Raw genomic sequence first — 17,202 nt, 5'->3', positions numbered from 1 at the left:
CAAGGCGCCCAAGGCACACTGGTCGTCGTAGAGCCACCGCCGGAGGGTCCCGTGCGTCGCCGTCTCATCCAGTCCACTCTTGCCGTCGTCCTGGTCGTGATCGCCGTCTTCGGCGTGTCGCTCGTCATCGTCGAGACCCGGACGATCAGCAACAGCGCCCAGGAACGGGTGGGCTCCGAGGCCGTCCGGCTGGCCAGCATCGTCGACAGCCGGATCCTGGGCTCGCAGGACGTCACCGCCGAGCTCCTGAAGAAACAGGTCACCAAGGACCAGTACGCGGTCATCCGGATGCCCGGCCATCCGCCGATCGAGGTGGGCAGCAGGCCGCAGGGCGACGTGATCCACGCCACTCAGGCCGGCGAGGAGGGCGAGCTGGTCACCGTCCAGGAGCCCCGCTCCGCGGTGACCCGGGAAGTCGGCCGCACGCTGCTGATCATCGGACTGGTGGCGCTGCTCGCGGTGGTCGCCGCCGTGCTGCTCGCGGTACGCCAGGCCAATCGGCTCGCGTCCCCGCTGACCGACCTCGCGGAGACCGCAGAACGCCTCGGCTCCGGCGACCCGCGCCCCCGGCACAAGCGGTACGGCGTCCCCGAGCTGGACCGGGTCGCCGATGTGCTGGACTCCTCCGCCGAGCGCATCGCCCGGATGCTCACCGCCGAACGCCGGCTGGCCGCCGACGCCTCCCACCAGCTGCGCACGCCGCTGACCGCGCTGTCGATGCGCCTGGAGGAGATCACCCTCACCGACGACCCGGACACGGTGAAGGAGGAGGCGAACGTCGCGCTCACCCAGGTGGAGCGACTGACGGACGTGGTGCAGCGGCTGCTGACGAACTCCCGCGACCCGCGCACCGGCTCCGCCGTCACCTTCGACCTCGACGAGGTCATCCAGCAGCAGCTCGCCGAGTGGCGTCCCGCCTACCGCGGCATGGGCCGGGCGATCGTCAGTTCGGGCAAGCGGCACCTGCAGGCGGTCGGCACCCCGGGCGCCGTGGCCCAGGTGCTCGCGGCGCTGATCGAGAACTCCCTGATGCACGGGGGCGGCACGGTCGCCCTGCGCACCCGTGTCACCGGCAACCAGGCCGTCGTGGAGGTCACCGACGAGGGCCCGGGTGTCCCGGCCGACCTCGGCGCCCGTATCTTCGAGCGGACGATCAGCGGGCGGAACTCGACGGGGATCGGCCTGGCGGTGGCCCGTGACCTGGCGGAGGCCGACGGCGGCCGTCTGGAACTCCTGCAGGCCCAGCCCCCGGTCTTCGGCCTGTTCCTGTCCCGGACCCCGCCCGCCCGAAAGCCCGCCGAGGACAGCCCGACGGTCCGCTAGGGGGTGTCTTGTGGAAGGCGCCGACAGACACCGACGGCGCCTTCCAGTCGACCCGAGCGGGGAGGAAGAGGCCGTTCAGGCAGGTGCGGGAGCCTGGGGGGCGGCAGCCCCGGCAGCGCAGCGCGGCGCGGCAAGACCCGGGCTAAGGGACCCGCTGGCTGGGCCGCGGCTTCTTCGACTCCGCCACGAGGATCGACTCCGCGCCGGTCACGGCCTCGCGGGCCGGCAGGGCCTTGAACACCCAGGTGCGGTAGGACCAGAAGCGGAAGAGGGTCGCGACTCCGATGCCGACGAACTTGAAGACGTTGCTCTGCAGCGGGCTGTCCCAGCCGAACCCGTACGTGGCCAGGTAGAGAACACCGTTCTCGATCACCAGGCCCACCACGCTGAAGAGCAGGAACAGCGTGAGTTCCCGGGTGCGGCCGCTACGGTCGCGGTCGCGGTAGGTGAAGTAACGGAAGCCGACGTAGTTGAACACGATCGCCACGACGGTGGCTATCACGCTCGCCCGGACGACCGGCAGGTCGGTGACGTGCCGTACGAGGTTGAACACACCGAGATTGACAAGGGTGCCCGCGCCGCCGACGACGCCGAACTTGGCTACCTCGCGTACGAGCCGGTGCAGCCCCGAGGAACGATGTTCCATGGTCGTGCAGGCTCCCGTCGGTAGGTTGCGGTCAACTCCGCCATGTTATCCGGCGCCCCGCGGGGTTTCCTGCGGACGGGCTATCAGGTCGGGAAGAACCCGGAAAGTACCGGGTAAGAGGAGCGGAATCCGGCCGCCCTGGCGCGGCCGATACCCTGGGGGCGTGACGTTCCCGGTAGTCGGCATGGTCGGCGGTGGTCAGCTCGCGCGTATGACGCACGAGGCGGGCATTCCGCTGGGCATCAGGTTCAAGCTCCTCAGTGACACCCCGCAGGACTCCGCGGCCCAGGTCGTGAACGATGTCGTCGTCGGCGACTATCGCGACCTGGAGACGCTGCGAGCCTTCGCGCAGGGCTGCGACGTGATCACCTTCGATCACGAACACGTACCCACCGAGCACCTCAGGGCCCTGGAGGCGGACGGCATCCCCGTGCGCCCGGGGCCCGACGCGCTCGTGCACGCCCAGGACAAGGGGGTGATGCGCGCGAAACTCGACGCGATCGGCATTCCGTGCCCGCGGCACCGCATCGTGACCGACCCGCACGACGTGGTCGCCTTCGCCGCGGAGGGCGACGGCTTCCCGGTCGTCCTGAAGACCGTGCGCGGCGGCTACGACGGCAAGGGCGTGTGGGTGGTCGAGTCCGCCGAGGAGGCCGCCGACCCCTTCCGCGCGGGCGTCCCGGTCCTCGCCGAGGAGATGGTCGACTACGTCCGCGAGCTCGCCGCGAACGTCGTACGCTCCCCGCACGGCCAGGCCGTCGCCTACCCGGTGGTGGAGTCCCAGCAGGTGAAGGGCGTCTGCGACACCGTGATCGCACCCGCCCCGGGCCTGGACGAGGACCTCGCGCTGAAGGCCGAGCGGATGGCCCTGACCATCGCCAAGGAGCTCGGCGTCGTCGGCCACCTAGCCGTCGAGCTGTTCCAGACCCGCGACGGGCGCATCCTCGTCAACGAGCTGGCGATGCGTCCGCACAACTCCGGTCACTGGACCCAGGACGGCGCCATCACCAGCCAGTTCGCCAACCATGTGCGCGCGGTCCTGGACCTCCCGCTCGGCGACCCCCGCCCGCGCGCCGAGTGGACGGTCATGGTCAACGTCCTCGGCGGCGACTACCCGGACATGTACTCCGCGTACCTGCACTGCATGGCCCGCGATCCCAAGCTGAAGATCCACATGTACGGCAAGGACGTGAAGCCCGGCCGCAAGGTGGGCCACGTCAACACCTACGGCGACGACCTGGACGACGTTCTCGAGCGCGCACGTCACGCTGCCGGTTACCTGAGAGGCACGATCACCGAATGAGCCCCGCCCACCCGTCGCCCGGCCACCACCCCTCAACGAGCGCTGACGCGAGCCCCTTTCCCCGGGTGGGCATCGTCATGGGTTCGGACTCCGACTGGCCCGTCATGGAGGCCGCGGCGAAGGCCCTCGACGAGTTCGAGATCGCGTACGAGGTCGACGTCGTCTCCGCGCACCGCATGCCGCGCGAGATGATCACGTACGGCGAGCAGGCCGCCGACCGCGGGCTGAAGGTGATCATCGCGGGCGCGGGCGGCGCCGCCCACCTGCCCGGCATGCTCGCCTCGGTGACCCCGCTGCCGGTCATCGGCGTACCCGTGCCGCTGAAGTACCTGGACGGCATGGACTCCCTGCTGTCCATCGTGCAGATGCCGGCCGGGGTCCCGGTCGCCACCGTCTCCGTCGCCGGGGCCCGCAACGCCGGCCTGCTCGCTGCCCGCATCCTCGCCGCGCACGACGAGGAACTGCTGGCGCGGATGCGCGACTTCCAGCAGGACCTGAACGACCAGGCCACCGAGAAGGGCAAGAGACTGCGCTCCAAGGTCGAGGGGTCCGGCGGCGGCTTCGGCTTCGGGAAGTGAGCGCGGTGAGCCCGGTCGAGGCGGCCCGGGAACTGCTGCGCGAGTTCCCGGTCGTCGACGGGCACAACGACCTGCCCTGGGCGCTGCGCGAGCAGGTCCGCTACGACCTCGGCGCCCGCGACATCGCCCGGCCCCAGAACGCCCACCTGCACACGGACATACCGCGGCTGCGTGCGGGCGGCGTGGGCGCGCAGTACTGGTCGGTGTACGTCCGCGCCGACCTGCCCGACCCCGTCCCGGCGACGCTCGAGCAGATCGACTGCGTACGGCAGCTGCTGGACCGCTACCCGGCGGACCTGGCCCCCGCGCTGACCGCCGCCGACATGGAGACGGCACGCGGGGAGGGCCGTATCGCCTCCCTCATGGGCGCGGAGGGCGGCCACTCCATCGGCGCCTCCCTCGGCACCCTGCGCGGCCTGTACGCGCTCGGCGTCCGGTACATGACCCTCACCCACAACGACAACGTGGCGTGGGCGGACTCCGCGACGGACGAGCCGAACGTCGGCGGCCTGTCGGCCTTCGGCCGCGAGGTCGTGCGGGAGATGAACCGGCTCGGCATGCTGGTCGACCTCTCGCACGTGGCGGCGACGACCATGCGGGACGCGCTGGACACGTCGTCCGCGCCGGTGATCTTCTCCCACTCCTCCTCCCGGGCGGTGTGCGACCACCCGCGCAACATCCCGGACGACGTCCTGGAACGGCTGCCCGCGAACGGCGGTGTGGCGATGGTGACGTTCGTACCGAAGTTCGTGCTGCGGGCGGCCGTGGACTGGACGGCCGCGGCCGACGAGAACATGCGCGCACACGGCTTCCACCACCTCGACACCACCGCCGAGGCGATGAAGGTGCACCGCGCCTTCGAGGAGCGCAACCCGCGGCCCGTCGCCACCGTCGCCACGGTGGCCGACCACCTCGACCACATGCGCGAGGTCGCCGGCGTCGACCACCTCGGTATCGGCGGCGACTACGACGGCACGGCGTTCACCCCGGACGGGCTGAACGACGTCTCCGGCTACCCCAACCTCCTCGCCGAGCTCCTGGACCGCGGCTGGTCGAAGTCCGACCTGGCCAAGCTGACCTGGAAGAACTCGGTACGGGTACTGGGCGCGGCGGAGGACGTGGCGCGCGGCGTCCGGGCGATGCGGGGGCCGTCCAACGCGACCATCGGGGAACTGGACGGCTAGGGGCTTCCGTTCGGATCAGCAGGGCGGAACCGCCCTGCTGGTCGACGCCGGTCTCATGCAGCGGGCGGAGGCGAGACAACCGGTGGGTTGAGGCGGGCGAAGCCTTCCTGGTGCTGGTAAGGGAAGTACGGGTAGGGCGCTGTCTTGCCGCTCGCCGCATCGAGTTTCACCATCTGGTCGGGTGTGAGCGTCCAGCCGACGGCACCGAGGTTCTGGCGAAGCTGGTCCTCGTCGCGGGCGCCGATGATGACGGAGGAGACGGTCGGTCGCTGCAGCAGCCAGTTGATGGCGATCTGCGGGATGCTTTTGCCGGTCTCCTGCGCGATCTCGTCGAGGGCGTCGACCACGCGGTAGAGGTGTTCGTCCTCGACCGGCGGGCCGTAGTCCGCGGTGCGGTGCAGTCGGCTGTTGGTCGGTAGCGGCTGGCCGCGGCGGACTTTGCCGGTGAGCCGTCCCCAGCCGAGGGGGCTCCAGACGAGAGCACCGAGGCCCTGATCGAGTCCGAGGGGCATCAGCTCCCATTCGTAGTCGCGGCCGATGAGGGAGTAGTAGACCTGATGTGCGACGTAGCGCGGGTGGCCGTATCTCTCCGCGATCGCGAGGGACTTCATCGCCTGCCAGCCGGAGAAGTTGGAGATGCCGGGATAGCGGACCTTCCCTGCACGTACGAGATCGTCGAGCGTGGACAGGACTTCCTCGATCGGCGTGCCGGCGTCAAAGGCGTGCAGCTGGAACAGGTCGATGTAGTCGGTGCCGAGTCGGCGCAGGGCGTCCTCGCACGCGGTGATCAGGCGTGAACGGGAGGAGCCCGCATCACCTGGGCCGTCCCCCATCGGCAGGCTGGTCTTGGTGGACACGATCACCTGGTCCCTGCGGCCTTTGATCGCTTCGCCCAGCACCTCCTCGGAGGCTCCACTGGAATAGACGTCGGCGGTGTCGAACATCGTGATCCCGGCGTCGATGCAGATGTCCACGAGACGGCGTGCTTCGTGCGCATCGGTGTTGCCCCAGGCGCCGAACAGCGGCCCTTGGCCGCCGAAGGTGCCGGCGCCGAAGCTCAGCGCGGGGACCCTGAGGCCGGATGTGCCCAGCCGCCTGTATTCCATGGCTGTTCCTCTCTCGTCGCCCGACCTGACTAATGGGCTTGGAGTTCCGTTAGTGTGGGCCTCAACGTAGCAGGTGCGAGTGGTTAACGAAACTGGAGTCCCGTTATGGGGTTTGAGGGTGCGGATCCGGGGACCGTCCGTCCTGGAGGGCGCACGGCGCGGGTGCGGGCGTCGGTGCTGCAAGCGGCTGGGGACGCTTTGGCGGAGCATGGCTTTGCCGCCCTGGACCTCGCCGACATCGCGCGCCGTGCCGAGGTGGGCAAGACCACCGTCTACCGCCGCTGGGGAACGGTGACCAGTCTGGTGGCCGACCTGCTGATGGACATGGCCGAGCAGTCACTGCCACGGACCGAGACCGGCTCGCTGCTCGGCGACCTCAAGGCCAATGCCCGGCTTGTGCAGCGCACCTTGGCCGACCCGCGGCAGGGGGCTCTGTTCAAGGCAGTGATCGCGGCCGCCACCTGTGAGACGAGGACGGCCGAGGCCTTGCACCGCTTCTACGACATCCGTGTCAAGGAGTGGGCACCCTGCGTGCAGCAAGCCATCGACCGGGGCGAGGTGCCTGAGGGCACCGATGCCCGCGAGGTGATCCGTGCTGTCTCCGCCCCGCTCTACTACCGTCTGTTGACCACCGGCGACCGCCTCGACGAAGCCGCCGCAGACCAGGCTGCCGAGGCCGTCGCGGCTGCGGCGCGTGCGGGAGCATACCTGCCGGGCGGCGAAGGCCGTGCGTGACCGGCTTCCCTCATCCGTCGCTGAGCGTGGGTCACCGCACGTGATCTCCGGGGGGCATGGCGTTCCCAGCTCCCGACTTCCCAGGCCGGCCCGTGCCGAGTCGGTACTGCTCCCCACGCCCGCGGGGACCGGGCGTCGATGCCACCGCCGGTGAACCCGTTCGGGGTGATCGAGGAGGCGTCGTTCTCGCCCTCGTCGAGGGCTTACCCATCGGCTGCGACCCACTGCCGGCCGTCGCCGCTTTCGATCGGCGCGGCCTCCGCGGCCGCGCTCTGGCCGGTGACGCGCTCCTTGGCGGTGATGATGGCGTGCACCCCATTCGCCGCGTCGTGCGCCCGGTGGGCGCATTGGGCAGCCCCCGCCTGCGCGGGTTGGCGGCGGTGAGGGCGGCCGCGTACCCATGCCCCGGGCGGCGCAGAGGGCCAGGGCGAACGTCCAGAAGCCGAAGCCACCGTCCTCCTTGTCGTCTACCGGCCACGGCAGGAGTGCCGACGGTACGGCGCAGGCCGGCGGGCCCAGCTCCCGTCAGGTGTGCTCGATCCGGCACAGGCAGAACGGGTGCCCGGCCGGGTCGGCGTACACCTGGAAGTCCTTCTTCTCCCGGTCCTCCAGGTCCAGGGGCCGCGCGCCCAGCGCCAGCACCTTCTCGTGGGCCGCGTCGATCTCCTCCCAGGTGGACCCGGCGTCGAGGTCGATGTGGAACTGCTGCGCGTCGCGATCGCCCCGCGGCCACTGTGGCGGCGTGAGGTCGTCCACCCGCTGGAAGGCGAGTCGGAGCCCGCCCGGGACGTCCAGGACGAGCCAGTCGTTCTCGTCGTCCCCCTCGTCGGTGTGCAGTGTGCCGCCCACCACCGCCTGGTAGAAGGCGGCGAGCGCGCTCGGGTCGGGACAGTCGATCACGACGGAACGCAAACGTGCGACACCAGGCATGAGCCCTCCCTGTGTCAGCAGGCGCAGAGGCAGAACGGGTGCCCGGCCGGATCCGCGTAAACCCGGAAGCTGCGGGAGCGGTCGGCGGCGTCCAGCGGCTTCGCGCCGAGCGCGAGCACGCCCTTCTCGGCCGCGTCCAGGTCCTCCACGACCAGGTCCAGGTGGAACTGCTGCGAGTGATCGGCCGCGGGCCACCTCGGCGGTACGAACCCGGGCGCCGCCTGGAAGGCCAGCGACGCTCCGCCGGGCACCTTCAGGTCCACCCAGTCGGCGTTCTCCGTGGCGTCTCCTTCGACGGTTCCGCCGAGCACCTCGGCGTAGAAACCGGCGAGCGCGCGCGGGTCGGGACAGTCCAGCACGACGGGACCGAACTTGGCGAGAGCCATGACTTCCTCCTCGAAGCCGGGGTTACCCATAGAAGCGGATAACCGGTAACGGTTACTGCATGCTGCCCCATAGGAGGTAACGTCGCAAGCATGAGTGAGAGATCGGCCGCACCAGGGGGCCTGGCGCTGGTCGAGTCCCTGGTGAACACACTGGACATCGCATCGGGTGCCGACGCGCTCGACACGGCGGACGGCCGGTCGCGATTCGGGCTCACGGAGGACGACGTCCCCGGGGCCCGCGACTTGCGCGAAGCGCTGCGCGCCACCCTGCTGGCCCACGCCGGCCACCCCCCGCACCGCGCGGTGACACCCCTGGGCGAGCTGCTGACCCGGGCCCCGCTGCTGGTGGCGGTCGACGAGCGGGACGGCTCGGCGGCCCTGGGCCCGGCCGACGAGGGGCCCCTTCTCTCGCGCGTCGCGGCTGCCGTCGCCGAGGCGCTGGTGGCGGGCACCTGGACCCGCCTCAAGGCCTGCGAGGCCGACACCTGCCACTGGGCGTACTACGACCGCAGCCCGGCCGGACGCGGCCGCTGGTGCTCGATGCAGGTGTGCGGGGCACGCGCAAAGATGCGCCGGTACCGGGCCAAGGAAGCGTAAGGCAACGGCGATCACGGGGAGTTCGTCGGCGGGCGACCGCCCCGTTGGTGCAGAATGCGTGAAGACACCGGTTCGGCCGACTGAGCCTCGGCCGAACCGGTGTCACCTGTCCTGGGTCAGGCGGTCGGTCGCCCCATCGCGCGGTACGTCCACCCGGCCCGCCGCCACAGCTCCGGGTCGAGGGTGTTGCGGCCGTCGAGGACCAACCGACCCGTCGCGACCTCGCCCAGCGCGGCCGGGTCCAGCTCGCGGAACTCCCGCCACTCGGTCAGGTGCAGGACCACGTCGGCGCCCCGGACCGCCTCCAGCGCGGAGTCGGCGTATCCGAGCGTCGGGAAGACCCGGCGGGCGTTCTCCATGCCCTTCGGGTCGTAGACGGTGACCTGGCCGCCCTGGAGGTGGATCTGGCCCGCCACGTTCAGCGCGGGGGAGTCCCGGACGTCGTCCGAGTCGGGCTTGAAGGTGGCGCCGAGCACCGCGACCCGCCGGCCCAGGAAGGAGCCGCCGCCGAGGGCCTCGCGGGTCAGCTCGACCATCTGGCCGCGGCGGCGCATGTTGATGGAGTCGATCTCGCGCAGGAAGGTCAGCGCCTGGTCGACGCCCAGCTCGCCGGCGCGCGCCATGAACGCCCGGATGTCCTTCGGCAGACAGCCGCCGCCGAAGCCGATCCCGGCGCGCAGGAACTTCTTCCCGATCCGGTCGTCGTACCCGATGGCCTCCGCCAGCCTGGCCACGTCACCGCCCGCCGCCTCGCACACCTCGGCCATGGCGTTGATGAAGGAGATCTTGGTCGCCAGGAAGGAGTTCGCGGCGGTCTTCACCAGCTCGGCGGTCGGGAAGTCGGTGACAACGAACGGCGTGCCCTCGGCGATCGGGGTCGCGTACACCTCCCGCAGCAGCTTCTCCGCCCGCTCGCTGCGCACGCCCACCACCAGCCGGTCCGGGTGCAGCGTGTCCTCGACGGCGAAGCCCTCCCGGAGGAACTCCGGGTTCCAGGCCAGCTCGGCGTCGCCGCCGGCCGGGGCGTGCTCGGTCAGATAGGCGGCGAGGCGGTCGGCGGAGCCGACGGGCACGGTGGACTTGCCGACGACGAGCGCGGGGCCGGCGAGGTGCGGGGCGAGGGAGGCCAGGGCCGCGTTCACGTACGACATGTCGGCCGCGTAGTCCCCGTGCCGCTGCGGGGTGTTGACGCACAGGAAGTGCACATCGCCGAACGCGCCGACCTCGGCCCAGTCCTGGGTGAAGCGCAGCCGGCCCGAGGAACCCTCGAAGCCCGCCACATGCTTCCTCAACAACTCCTCGAGCCCCGGCTCGAACATGGGGGCCTCGCCGCGCTCCAGCTTCGCGATCTTCTCCGGGACGACGTCCAGCCCGAGCACCTCGAAACCGAGCTCGGCCATGGCCGCGGCGTGTGTGGCGCCGAGATAGCCGGTGCCGATCACGGTGATCTTGAGGCTCATGGATGCTCCAGGGGTACGCGTCAGGTGCGGGCCCGAGCATAGCCAAGGCGCGCCGCGGCGCTTCGGCGGGCGCTTGGGTGGGCAACCTCCCGGCTGTCACCAAGCTCACGTATGCGTGCCGCTGGTGGACCCCTAAACTTTGTGTTACTTAACGGTAATTAGCGTTGGAGCGTGAGAAACCTTGGCCGGATCGGCTGACTTCGACCTGTACCGCCCGTCCGAGGAGCACGACATGCTCCGTGACGCCGTCCGCTCGCTGGCCGAGGCGAAGATCGCGCCGCACGCCGCGGCGGTGGACGAGGAGGCCCGCTTCCCGCAGGAGGCGCTCGACGCCCTCGTGGCGAACGACCTGCACGCCGTGCACGTCCCCGAGGAGTACGGCGGCGCGGGCGCCGACGCGCTCGCCACGGTGATCGTGATCGAGGAGGTGGCGCGGGTCTGCGTGTCCTCCTCCCTGATCCCGGCCGTGAACAAGCTGGGCTCCCTCCCGGTGATCCTGTCCGGCTCGGAGGACCTGAAGAAGAAGTACCTCTCGCCCCTGGCCAAGGGCGACGCGATGTTCTCGTACTGTCTCTCCGAGCCCGAGGCCGGCTCGGACGCGGCCGGCATGAAGACCAAGGCGGTCCGCGACGGCGACCACTGGGTCCTCAACGGCGTGAAGCGCTGGATCACCAACGCGGGCGTGTCGGAGTACTACACGGTGATGGCAGTGACGGACCCGGCGAAGCGCTCGAAGGGCATCTCGGCCTTCGTCGTCGAGAAGTCCGACGAGGGTGTCTCCTTCGGCGCCCCGGAGAAGAAGCTCGGCATCAAGGGCTCGCCGACCCGCGAGGTCTACTTCGACAACGTCCGCATCCCCGCCGACCGCATGATCGGCGAGGAGGGCACCGGCTTCGCGACCGCCATGAAGACCCTGGACCACACCCGCATCACCATCGCCGCCCAGGCCCTCGGTGTCGCCCAGGGCGCCCTCGACTACGCCAAGGGCTACGTCCAGGAGCGCAAGCAGTTCGGCAAGCCGATCGCCGACTTCCAGGGCATCCAGTTCATGCTCGCCGACATGGCCATGAAGATCGCCGCCGCCCGCGCCCTCACCTACCAGGCCGCGGCCGCCTCCGAACGCGGCGACGGCGACCTCACCTTCCAGGGCGCGGCCGCCAAGTGCTTCGCCTCGGACGTGGCGATGGAGGTCACCACGGACGCGGTCCAGCTGCTCGGCGGTTACGGCTACACCCGTGACTATCCGGTGGAGCGGATGATGCGCGACGCCAAGATCACCCAGATCTACGAGGGCACGAACCAGGTCCAGCGCATAGTGATGGCCCGTAACCTGCCCTAGTGGTCGGACAGTTGCCGACTGTGAGGTTTCGAAAGAAGGCGTCCCGAGGGGCGCCTTCTGTCTATTTTGGTGCGCATCGTGTCGGTGATCGCCCGAAGGAGACCAAACGGCCATGTCCGAAACCCAAGCAGCCGGTGACGAAGGCGTCGCGCGCATGACCCGGCTGCGGACCGACGTGTCCCACTCGGCCCGCATCTGGAACTACTGGCTGGGCGGCAAGGACCACTACCCGGTGGACGAGGAGGTCGGCGAGCAGATCCTCGGCTTCGTGCCGGCGCTGCCCCGCTCGGCCGTCGCCGACCGGGCGTTCCTCGCGCGGGCCGTGCGGTACCTCGCCGGGGAGGCGGGGATCCGGCAGTTCCTGGACATCGGCACGGGCCTGCCGACCGCCGACAACACCCACGAGGTCGCCCAGCGCGTCGACCCCGCGTCCCGGATCGTGTACGTCGACAACGACCCCCTCGTCCTGACCCACGCCCACGCGCTGCTGACCAGTACGCCGGAGGGGGCCACCGACTACATCGAGGCGGACGTGCACGACCCGGAGAAGATCCTGGCGGGCGCGGCGCGGACGCTGGACTTCGACCGGCCGGTGGCCATCACCATGCTGGGCATCCTCAACTTCGTCATGGACACGGACGAGGCGGTCTCCATCGTCCACCGGCTCCTGGACGCCGTGCCCTCCGGCAGCCACCTGGTGATCTCCCACCCCACCACCGAGGTGGACGGCGAGGCGATGACCCAGGCCGTGGAGTACTGGAACAGCCAGGGCTCGGCGTCCATGACCCTGCGCAGCCACGCCGACCTGGTCCGCGTCTTCGACCGGGTGGAGGTCCTCGAGCCGGGCATCGTCTCCTGCTCCCGCTGGCGCCCCGAGGAGGGCCCGGAACCCGTCGCGGTCACCCACTTCGGCGGCGTCGGCAGGAAGCCGTAACAGGAATGGCAGTACCCGTGGGTCGGGCGTAGGACGGAAGCACACGGAGCCCGCCCCCTGGGCACCCCTGCCTCCGAGGAGGAGCCATGACCGCACCCGGAACCAAGCCAGCCATGGGCACGATGAGCAAGCAGATGCAGGACTGCGTCGAGGCGTGCATGGCGGCGCACACCATGTGCGAGCAGGCCATGAGCTCCTGCATGCAGCTGGGCGGCCAGGCCCAGATGCAGATCATGCGCGCGCTCATGGACTGCTCGGAGATGACCCGCATGTGCGCCGACATGATGATGCGGCGCTCGCCCATGGCCCAGGAGATGTGCGCGATGTGCGCCAAGGCGTGCGACATGTGCGCCGAGGCGTGTATGTCCATGCCGGACGACCAGCAGATGATGCGCTGCGCGGAGGCGTGTCGCCGCTGCGCGGAGATGTGCCGCTCGATGGCGGGCGCCACGATGTGACCCGGGCCTGAGCCCGCTGTCCGAGGGCACCCGTTCCCCTGGTGGGTGCCCTCGGCCGTGCCCGCAGACCGGCCTAGTTGCCGGAGACGGTGACCTTCTCGTCGTTGTTCAGCTCGTTCACCAGCGTCTTGACCTTCGCCTTGTCCCAGACGAGGTTGCCGCCCGTCGAGCCGGAGACCGGCATGTTCATCGACGTGCCGTCGCCGCCGCTGACACCCTTCATCGCCCAGAACATGGACGCCAGGTCCCACAGGCTCATGTCCTTGTCGACGGTGAGCGAGTCCAGGCCGGCGCCCATCGTCGGATAGAACTTGAACGGGTTCAGGACCGTCGACGGGGTGGCCACCTGGTGTGCGAGGGCGGACAGGAACTTCTGCTGGTTCTTGGTGCGCTGCAGGTCGGAGGCGGCGAAGGCGTGCCGGGTGCGGACGAAGGCCAGGGCCTGCTCGCCGTTCAGAGTCTGCTTGCCCGCCTTGAAGTCGGCGCCCGAGTACTTGTCCTTGAAGCCCTTGTCGATGTCGATCTCGACACCGCCGACCGCGTCCACGATCTTCGCGAAGCCGGCGAAGCCGATCTCCACGTAGTGGTCGATGTGCAGGCCGGTGTTGAACTCGATCGTGCGGACCAGCAGCGTCGGCCCGTCCTCCGCGTAGGCCGCGTTCAGCTTCGTGTGCCGGCCGGTGGCGGGGTAGACCTTCCCGGACGTCGAACCCTTGTAGGAGGGTATGGCCACGTCCGAGTCGCGCGGCAGCGAGATCAGCGTGTCGCCGCTGCTTCCGACGTGCAGGATCATCATCGAGTCGGTGCGCTGCCCCTGGGCGGAGCCGGTGTGCAGCTTCTTCTTCTCCTCGGCCGACATGCCCTTGCGGCTGTCGGAGCCGACGATCAGGTAGTTGGTGCCGTCGCCCGTCGCCGGCCGGTCGATGACCTTCGACAGGTCGACGTCGCGGTGGAGCTTGGAGTCGGCCCAGAAGTAGGTCGCCACCGAGGTGACGACCAGCACGGTGGCCACGGTGATCGCGGTCCACTTGATGCGTCTGCGCCAGTTCGGCGCGGGCCGCGGGCCCCGGGTGCCGGCGCCCGCCGGTCCGCCCGGGCCGCCGCCGGGGGCGCCGTAGACCTGGCCCGTGTTGTAGCCGCTGTCGTACCCGTAGCCGTCCTCATGGCCCTGGCCGTCGACGTACGACGGCTGCTGCGGGACCCCGGAGCTGTACGGCGGCGCCGCCGGGCCGGGCGTGCCGTACCCGCCCTGTCCGGGCGGGGACCCGGGGCCGCGCCGCACCTGGCGCATCACGCGGGCGCCCTCGGGCTCCGCGCCGGCACTCCCGCGTCCGTACCGGGTGCCGCGGTTCTCGTCGGACCATGCCTCGGGCCAATCATTCATGGGCCCCAGTGTGCCGGGCACGACCGTGCCCCTTACAAGGCCTGTAGGGAAATCAGGGCGCCGCTGTTGCGAACCCAACACAAATTCCGCGAATGTCACCGCGCCATGGGGCGGGGGCCACGACAGACCAGGCCACCGCGGCGGAGTCGGTACGCCGGACATCCCCTGCCGCCTCGCCCCGAAACCGCCCGTGACGACCGTCACGCCACGGAACTCAGCACCGCACCTCGTCGCCCCGCAGCACCGTCGTCTCCGCCTGGCCCTCGGGAACCTCGGCCCGTACCTTGCGTACGTTCCTGAAGTCCGACCCCGCGACCACCTTCAGCAGCGGCCCCTGCCCGTTCACCGCCCGCAGCTCGCTGCCGGGCAGGGCCGTGGCCAGGGACTTCGCGGAGCGGTCCCAGCGGGGGTCGTAGAGGACCACCGTGCGGCGCACGTCGTGGACGGGCGCGTCCACCGGCCGGTGGGTGGTCGCGAAGCCGGCCGCCGCCAGCGCCGCGTCGACCCGTCTGGCCAGGCCCACGGTCCGGGTGCCGTTCTGCACCTGCACGCGGATCCGCTGCGGCGCGACCTCGACCGGGGCGACCGGGTCCCGCCGGGGCGGGCGGGGGGTGGCCAGGGGACGGTCGTCGCGCAGGGCCTGGAACAGCTGCTCGGCCTTCGGCCCGTCCCACTTCAGCGTCGAGCCGATGCCCTTCACCGGGTAGGCCATCTGCCCGATGGGGACGGTCGTGAACTCGGAGGAGGAGGGGGAGAAGTTCCGCATCGCCCGGCCCAGGTCCAGCAGCTCGTCCGTGCCGAAGCCCTCGTCCGCCCGGACCGAGCCCAGCACCGCCCGGGTCACGTCGCGGAACCGCATCGGGTTGAGCAGCACCCCGGAGGAGGTCGCCCGCTCGACCAGCGCCGCGAGGAACCGCTGCTGGCGCCTCATCCGGCCCAGGTCACTGGCCGCGTCGACATGCCGGGCGCGGACGTACTGCAGGGCCTGGCCGCCCATCAGGGTGTGGGTGCCGGCCGGAAGGTCCAGCCCGGTGTACGCGTCCTTCAAGGGCAGCGGGGTGCAGACCCGGACCCCGCCGAGCACGTCCACGGTCCGCATGAAGCTGGTGAAGTCGACCTCCAGATAATGGTCGATCTTCACATGGGTCATGTTCTCGACCGTGCGCACGGTCAGCTGCGGCCCGCCCTCCGCGTAGGCCGCGTTGAGCTTCAGGGGGTGCGGGGCGTGGCGCCGGCCGGTGAGCCCGTCGACGTGCGCGGGCGCCTCGGCGTAGGAGTCGCGCGGCAGGCTGACCACGCTGGCCCGCTCCCGGTCGTCCGAGATGTGCACGATCATGATGGTGTCGGTGCAGTGGCAGGGCGCCCCGCCCAGCCGGTACCTCCGCCGCGCCTCCTCGTCGACCTTGTCCCGGCCGTCGGTGCCGACCAGCAGGACGTTCATGCCGTGGCCCGCCCGCGGGCGGTTCTTCATGTCCTTGAAGGCGTCGACCCGGGCGATCCCCGCGTCCAGGCTGCTGACCACCGCGTGCCCGATCCCGGCCGAGGCGAGCACCACCACCGACAGCGTGGTCACCGCCCGCATGGCCCAGCGCGGCCGTCTCCGCCGGGCGGGCGGCCGCGGCGCCCGCTGCGGCCGGGGCGGGCGCGGGCGCTGCCGGGGTCGGGCGGGGGAGCCTGGCTGCGTGACGGGCATGGGGACACCTCCGTGAGCACCGTAGGCCCATACGATCTCCAGCCCGGGGCGGCGACCCGGCGGCGCGCAAAGGCGTCCCCCGTTCGCGGTAACGTGAGGCCCCTATGAACGCCAACCCCGACGTGCGGCCTCCCGCCGTTTCTGTGATCATGCCCGTCCTCAACGAGGAGCGGCATCTGCGCGGGGCCGTCCGAGCCATCCTCGCGCAGGAGTACGCAGGCGAGATGGAGGTGGTGATCGCCCTCGGCCCGTCCACGGACCGCACGGACGAGATCGCCGCCGAACTGGTCGCCGAAGACCCCCGCGTGCACACCGTCCCGAACCCGACCGGCCGTACGCCCGCCGCGCTGAACGCCGCGATCAAGGCCTCCCGCCATCCGATCGTGGTGCGCGTCGACGGGCACGGCATGCTGTCGCCGAACTACATCGCCACCGCCGTGCGGCTGCTGGAGGAGACCGGCGCGCAGAACGTCGGCGGCATCATGCACGCCGAGGGCGAGAACGACTGGGAGCACGCGGTCGCCGCCGCGATGACCTCGAAGATAGGTGTCGGCAACGCCGCCTTCCACACCGGTGGCGAGGCGGCCCCGGCCGAGACCGTCTACCTGGGCGTCTTCCGCCGCGAGGCGCTGGAGCGGCAGGGCGGCTACAACGAGGAGTTCATCCGCGCCCAGGACTGGGAGCTGAACTTCCGCATCCGTGAGGCGGGCGGACTGATCTGGTTCTCGCCGGAGCTGAGGGTGTCGTACCGGCCCCGGCCGAGCGTGCGCGCGCTGGCCAAGCAGTACAAGGACTACGGCCGTTGGCGGCACGTGGTCGCCCGCTACCACGAGGGCTCCATCAACCTGCGCTACCTCGCCCCGCCGACCGCGGTGTGCGCGATAGCGGCGGGGATAGTGGTGGGAGCGGCCCTGACTCCCTGGGGTTTCGTGATCCCCGGCGGCTACCTCGCGGCGATCGTCGCCGGTTCCGTGCCCGCGGGCAAGGGACTGCCCGCGAAGGCCCGACTGCAGATCCCGCTGGCCCTCGCCACCATGCACATGTCGTGGGGCTGGGGCTTCCTGACCAGCCCCCGCTCCCTGGCGAAGAGGGTCATCGCCTCACGCCGTCCCGCGGTGCTCGGCACCGACTGAGGCCGCGTGAGGC

At 70.7% G+C, this 17,202-nt stretch carries 17 protein-coding genes; 10 read left to right on the top strand and 7 right to left on the bottom strand.

Annotation, left to right across the window (positions count from 1 at the left end; genetic code table 11):
• Positions 1-51: 51 nt before the first annotated feature.
• Positions 52-1,323: an ATP-binding protein gene (locus ACWC21_RS20800; protein WP_450883864.1), complete on the top strand. Its 1,272-nt coding sequence runs from the start codon at positions 52-54 to the stop codon at positions 1,321-1,323.
• A gap of 142 nt (positions 1,324-1,465) precedes the next feature.
• On the opposite strand, the gene ACWC21_RS20795 is transcribed toward ACWC21_RS20800, so the two are convergent.
• Complete coding sequence (locus tag ACWC21_RS20795; RefSeq protein ID WP_450883862.1) at positions 1,466-1,969, bottom strand: GtrA family protein; 504 nt, start codon at positions 1,967-1,969, stop codon at positions 1,466-1,468.
• A gap of 163 nt (positions 1,970-2,132) precedes the next feature.
• Here ACWC21_RS20795 and ACWC21_RS20790 point away from each other — a divergent pair, with 163 nt between their 5' ends.
• Genes ACWC21_RS20790 through ACWC21_RS20780 form a run of 3 tightly spaced genes read left to right on the top strand, consistent with a single transcriptional unit; the run spans position 2,133 to position 5,034 of the window.
• Positions 2,133-3,272: a 5-(carboxyamino)imidazole ribonucleotide synthase gene (locus tag ACWC21_RS20790; RefSeq protein WP_450883860.1), complete on the top strand. Its 1,140-nt coding sequence runs from the start codon at positions 2,133-2,135 to the stop codon at positions 3,270-3,272.
• Positions 3,269-3,850 carry a 5-(carboxyamino)imidazole ribonucleotide mutase gene (gene purE, locus ACWC21_RS20785; RefSeq protein ID WP_450883858.1) on the top strand — a complete coding sequence of 194 codons (582 nt, stop codon included), beginning with the start codon at positions 3,269-3,271 and terminating at the stop codon, positions 3,848-3,850. The genes ACWC21_RS20790 and purE overlap by 4 nt, the downstream gene beginning before the upstream one ends.
• 5 nt (positions 3,851-3,855) lie before the next feature.
• Positions 3,856-5,034: a dipeptidase gene (locus ACWC21_RS20780; RefSeq protein WP_450884075.1), complete on the top strand. Its 1,179-nt coding sequence runs from the start codon at positions 3,856-3,858 to the stop codon at positions 5,032-5,034.
• A 53-nt stretch (positions 5,035-5,087) separates the two neighbouring features.
• On the opposite strand, the gene ACWC21_RS20775 is transcribed toward ACWC21_RS20780, so the two are convergent.
• Complete coding sequence (locus ACWC21_RS20775; RefSeq protein ID WP_450883856.1) at positions 5,088-6,140, bottom strand: aldo/keto reductase; 1,053 nt, start codon at positions 6,138-6,140, stop codon at positions 5,088-5,090.
• Positions 6,141-6,245: 105 nt separating this feature from the next.
• Between ACWC21_RS20775 and ACWC21_RS20770 the strand changes: the two genes are divergently transcribed.
• Positions 6,246-6,875: a TetR/AcrR family transcriptional regulator gene (locus ACWC21_RS20770; protein ID WP_450883854.1), complete on the top strand. Its 630-nt coding sequence runs from the start codon at positions 6,246-6,248 to the stop codon at positions 6,873-6,875.
• A 525-nt stretch (positions 6,876-7,400) separates the two neighbouring features.
• Here the strand turns inward: ACWC21_RS20770 and ACWC21_RS20765 are convergent.
• Positions 7,401-7,805 carry a VOC family protein gene (locus tag ACWC21_RS20765; protein ID WP_450883852.1) on the bottom strand — a complete coding sequence of 135 codons (405 nt, stop codon included), beginning with the start codon at positions 7,803-7,805 and terminating at the stop codon, positions 7,401-7,403.
• A gap of 14 nt (positions 7,806-7,819) precedes the next feature.
• Positions 7,820-8,191 (bottom strand): VOC family protein, encoded by a 372-nt coding sequence (locus ACWC21_RS20760; RefSeq protein ID WP_450883850.1) that lies wholly within the window; start codon positions 8,189-8,191, stop codon positions 7,820-7,822.
• A 90-nt stretch (positions 8,192-8,281) separates the two neighbouring features.
• Here ACWC21_RS20760 and ACWC21_RS20755 point away from each other — a divergent pair, with 90 nt between their 5' ends.
• Entirely contained in the window at positions 8,282-8,788 is a 507-nt protein-coding gene (locus ACWC21_RS20755) for a CGNR zinc finger domain-containing protein (RefSeq protein ID WP_450883848.1), read from the top strand.
• Positions 8,789-8,904: 116 nt separating this feature from the next.
• Here ACWC21_RS20755 and ACWC21_RS20750 read toward each other — a convergent pair whose 3' ends face one another.
• Positions 8,905-10,248: a UDP-glucose dehydrogenase family protein gene (locus ACWC21_RS20750; RefSeq protein WP_450883846.1), complete on the bottom strand. Its 1,344-nt coding sequence runs from the start codon at positions 10,246-10,248 to the stop codon at positions 8,905-8,907.
• A gap of 181 nt (positions 10,249-10,429) precedes the next feature.
• Between ACWC21_RS20750 and ACWC21_RS20745 the strand changes: the two genes are divergently transcribed.
• From ACWC21_RS20745 to ACWC21_RS20735, 3 genes are all read left to right on the top strand, one after another.
• Positions 10,430-11,587, top strand: coding sequence for an acyl-CoA dehydrogenase (locus tag ACWC21_RS20745; protein WP_450883844.1), 1,158 nt, complete (start codon positions 10,430-10,432; stop codon positions 11,585-11,587).
• 112 nt (positions 11,588-11,699) lie between these two features.
• Complete coding sequence (locus tag ACWC21_RS20740; protein ID WP_450883842.1) at positions 11,700-12,521, top strand: SAM-dependent methyltransferase; 822 nt, start codon at positions 11,700-11,702, stop codon at positions 12,519-12,521.
• Positions 12,522-12,607: 86 nt separating this feature from the next.
• A complete protein-coding gene (locus ACWC21_RS20735) occupies positions 12,608-12,979 on the top strand; it encodes a four-helix bundle copper-binding protein (protein WP_450883840.1) in 372 nt (123 codons plus the stop codon).
• Positions 12,980-13,052: 73 nt separating this feature from the next.
• Here the strand turns inward: ACWC21_RS20735 and ACWC21_RS20730 are convergent, their stop codons facing one another.
• Together ACWC21_RS20730 and ACWC21_RS20725 are read right to left on the bottom strand one after the other, a co-directional pair.
• Entirely contained in the window at positions 13,053-14,363 is a 1,311-nt protein-coding gene (locus ACWC21_RS20730) for an LCP family protein (RefSeq protein ID WP_450883839.1), read from the bottom strand.
• A 214-nt stretch (positions 14,364-14,577) separates the two neighbouring features.
• Positions 14,578-16,056 carry an LCP family protein gene (locus ACWC21_RS20725; RefSeq protein WP_450883837.1) on the bottom strand — a complete coding sequence of 493 codons (1,479 nt, stop codon included), beginning with the start codon at positions 16,054-16,056 and terminating at the stop codon, positions 14,578-14,580.
• Positions 16,057-16,160: 104 nt separating this feature from the next.
• On the opposite strand from ACWC21_RS20725, the gene ACWC21_RS20720 reads away from it, so the two are divergent.
• The gene (locus ACWC21_RS20720) at positions 16,161-17,189 is read left to right on the top strand and encodes a glycosyltransferase family 2 protein (protein ID WP_450883835.1); all 1,029 of its coding nucleotides are present in this window, start codon (positions 16,161-16,163) and stop codon (positions 17,187-17,189) included.
• Positions 17,190-17,202: the final 13 nt, after the last annotated feature.

The sequence above is a fragment of the Streptomyces sp. NPDC001348 genome (assembly GCF_053597535.1).
Note: the sequence above shows the minus strand (reverse complement) of the source record. Positions and strands in the feature narration are given on the sequence as shown.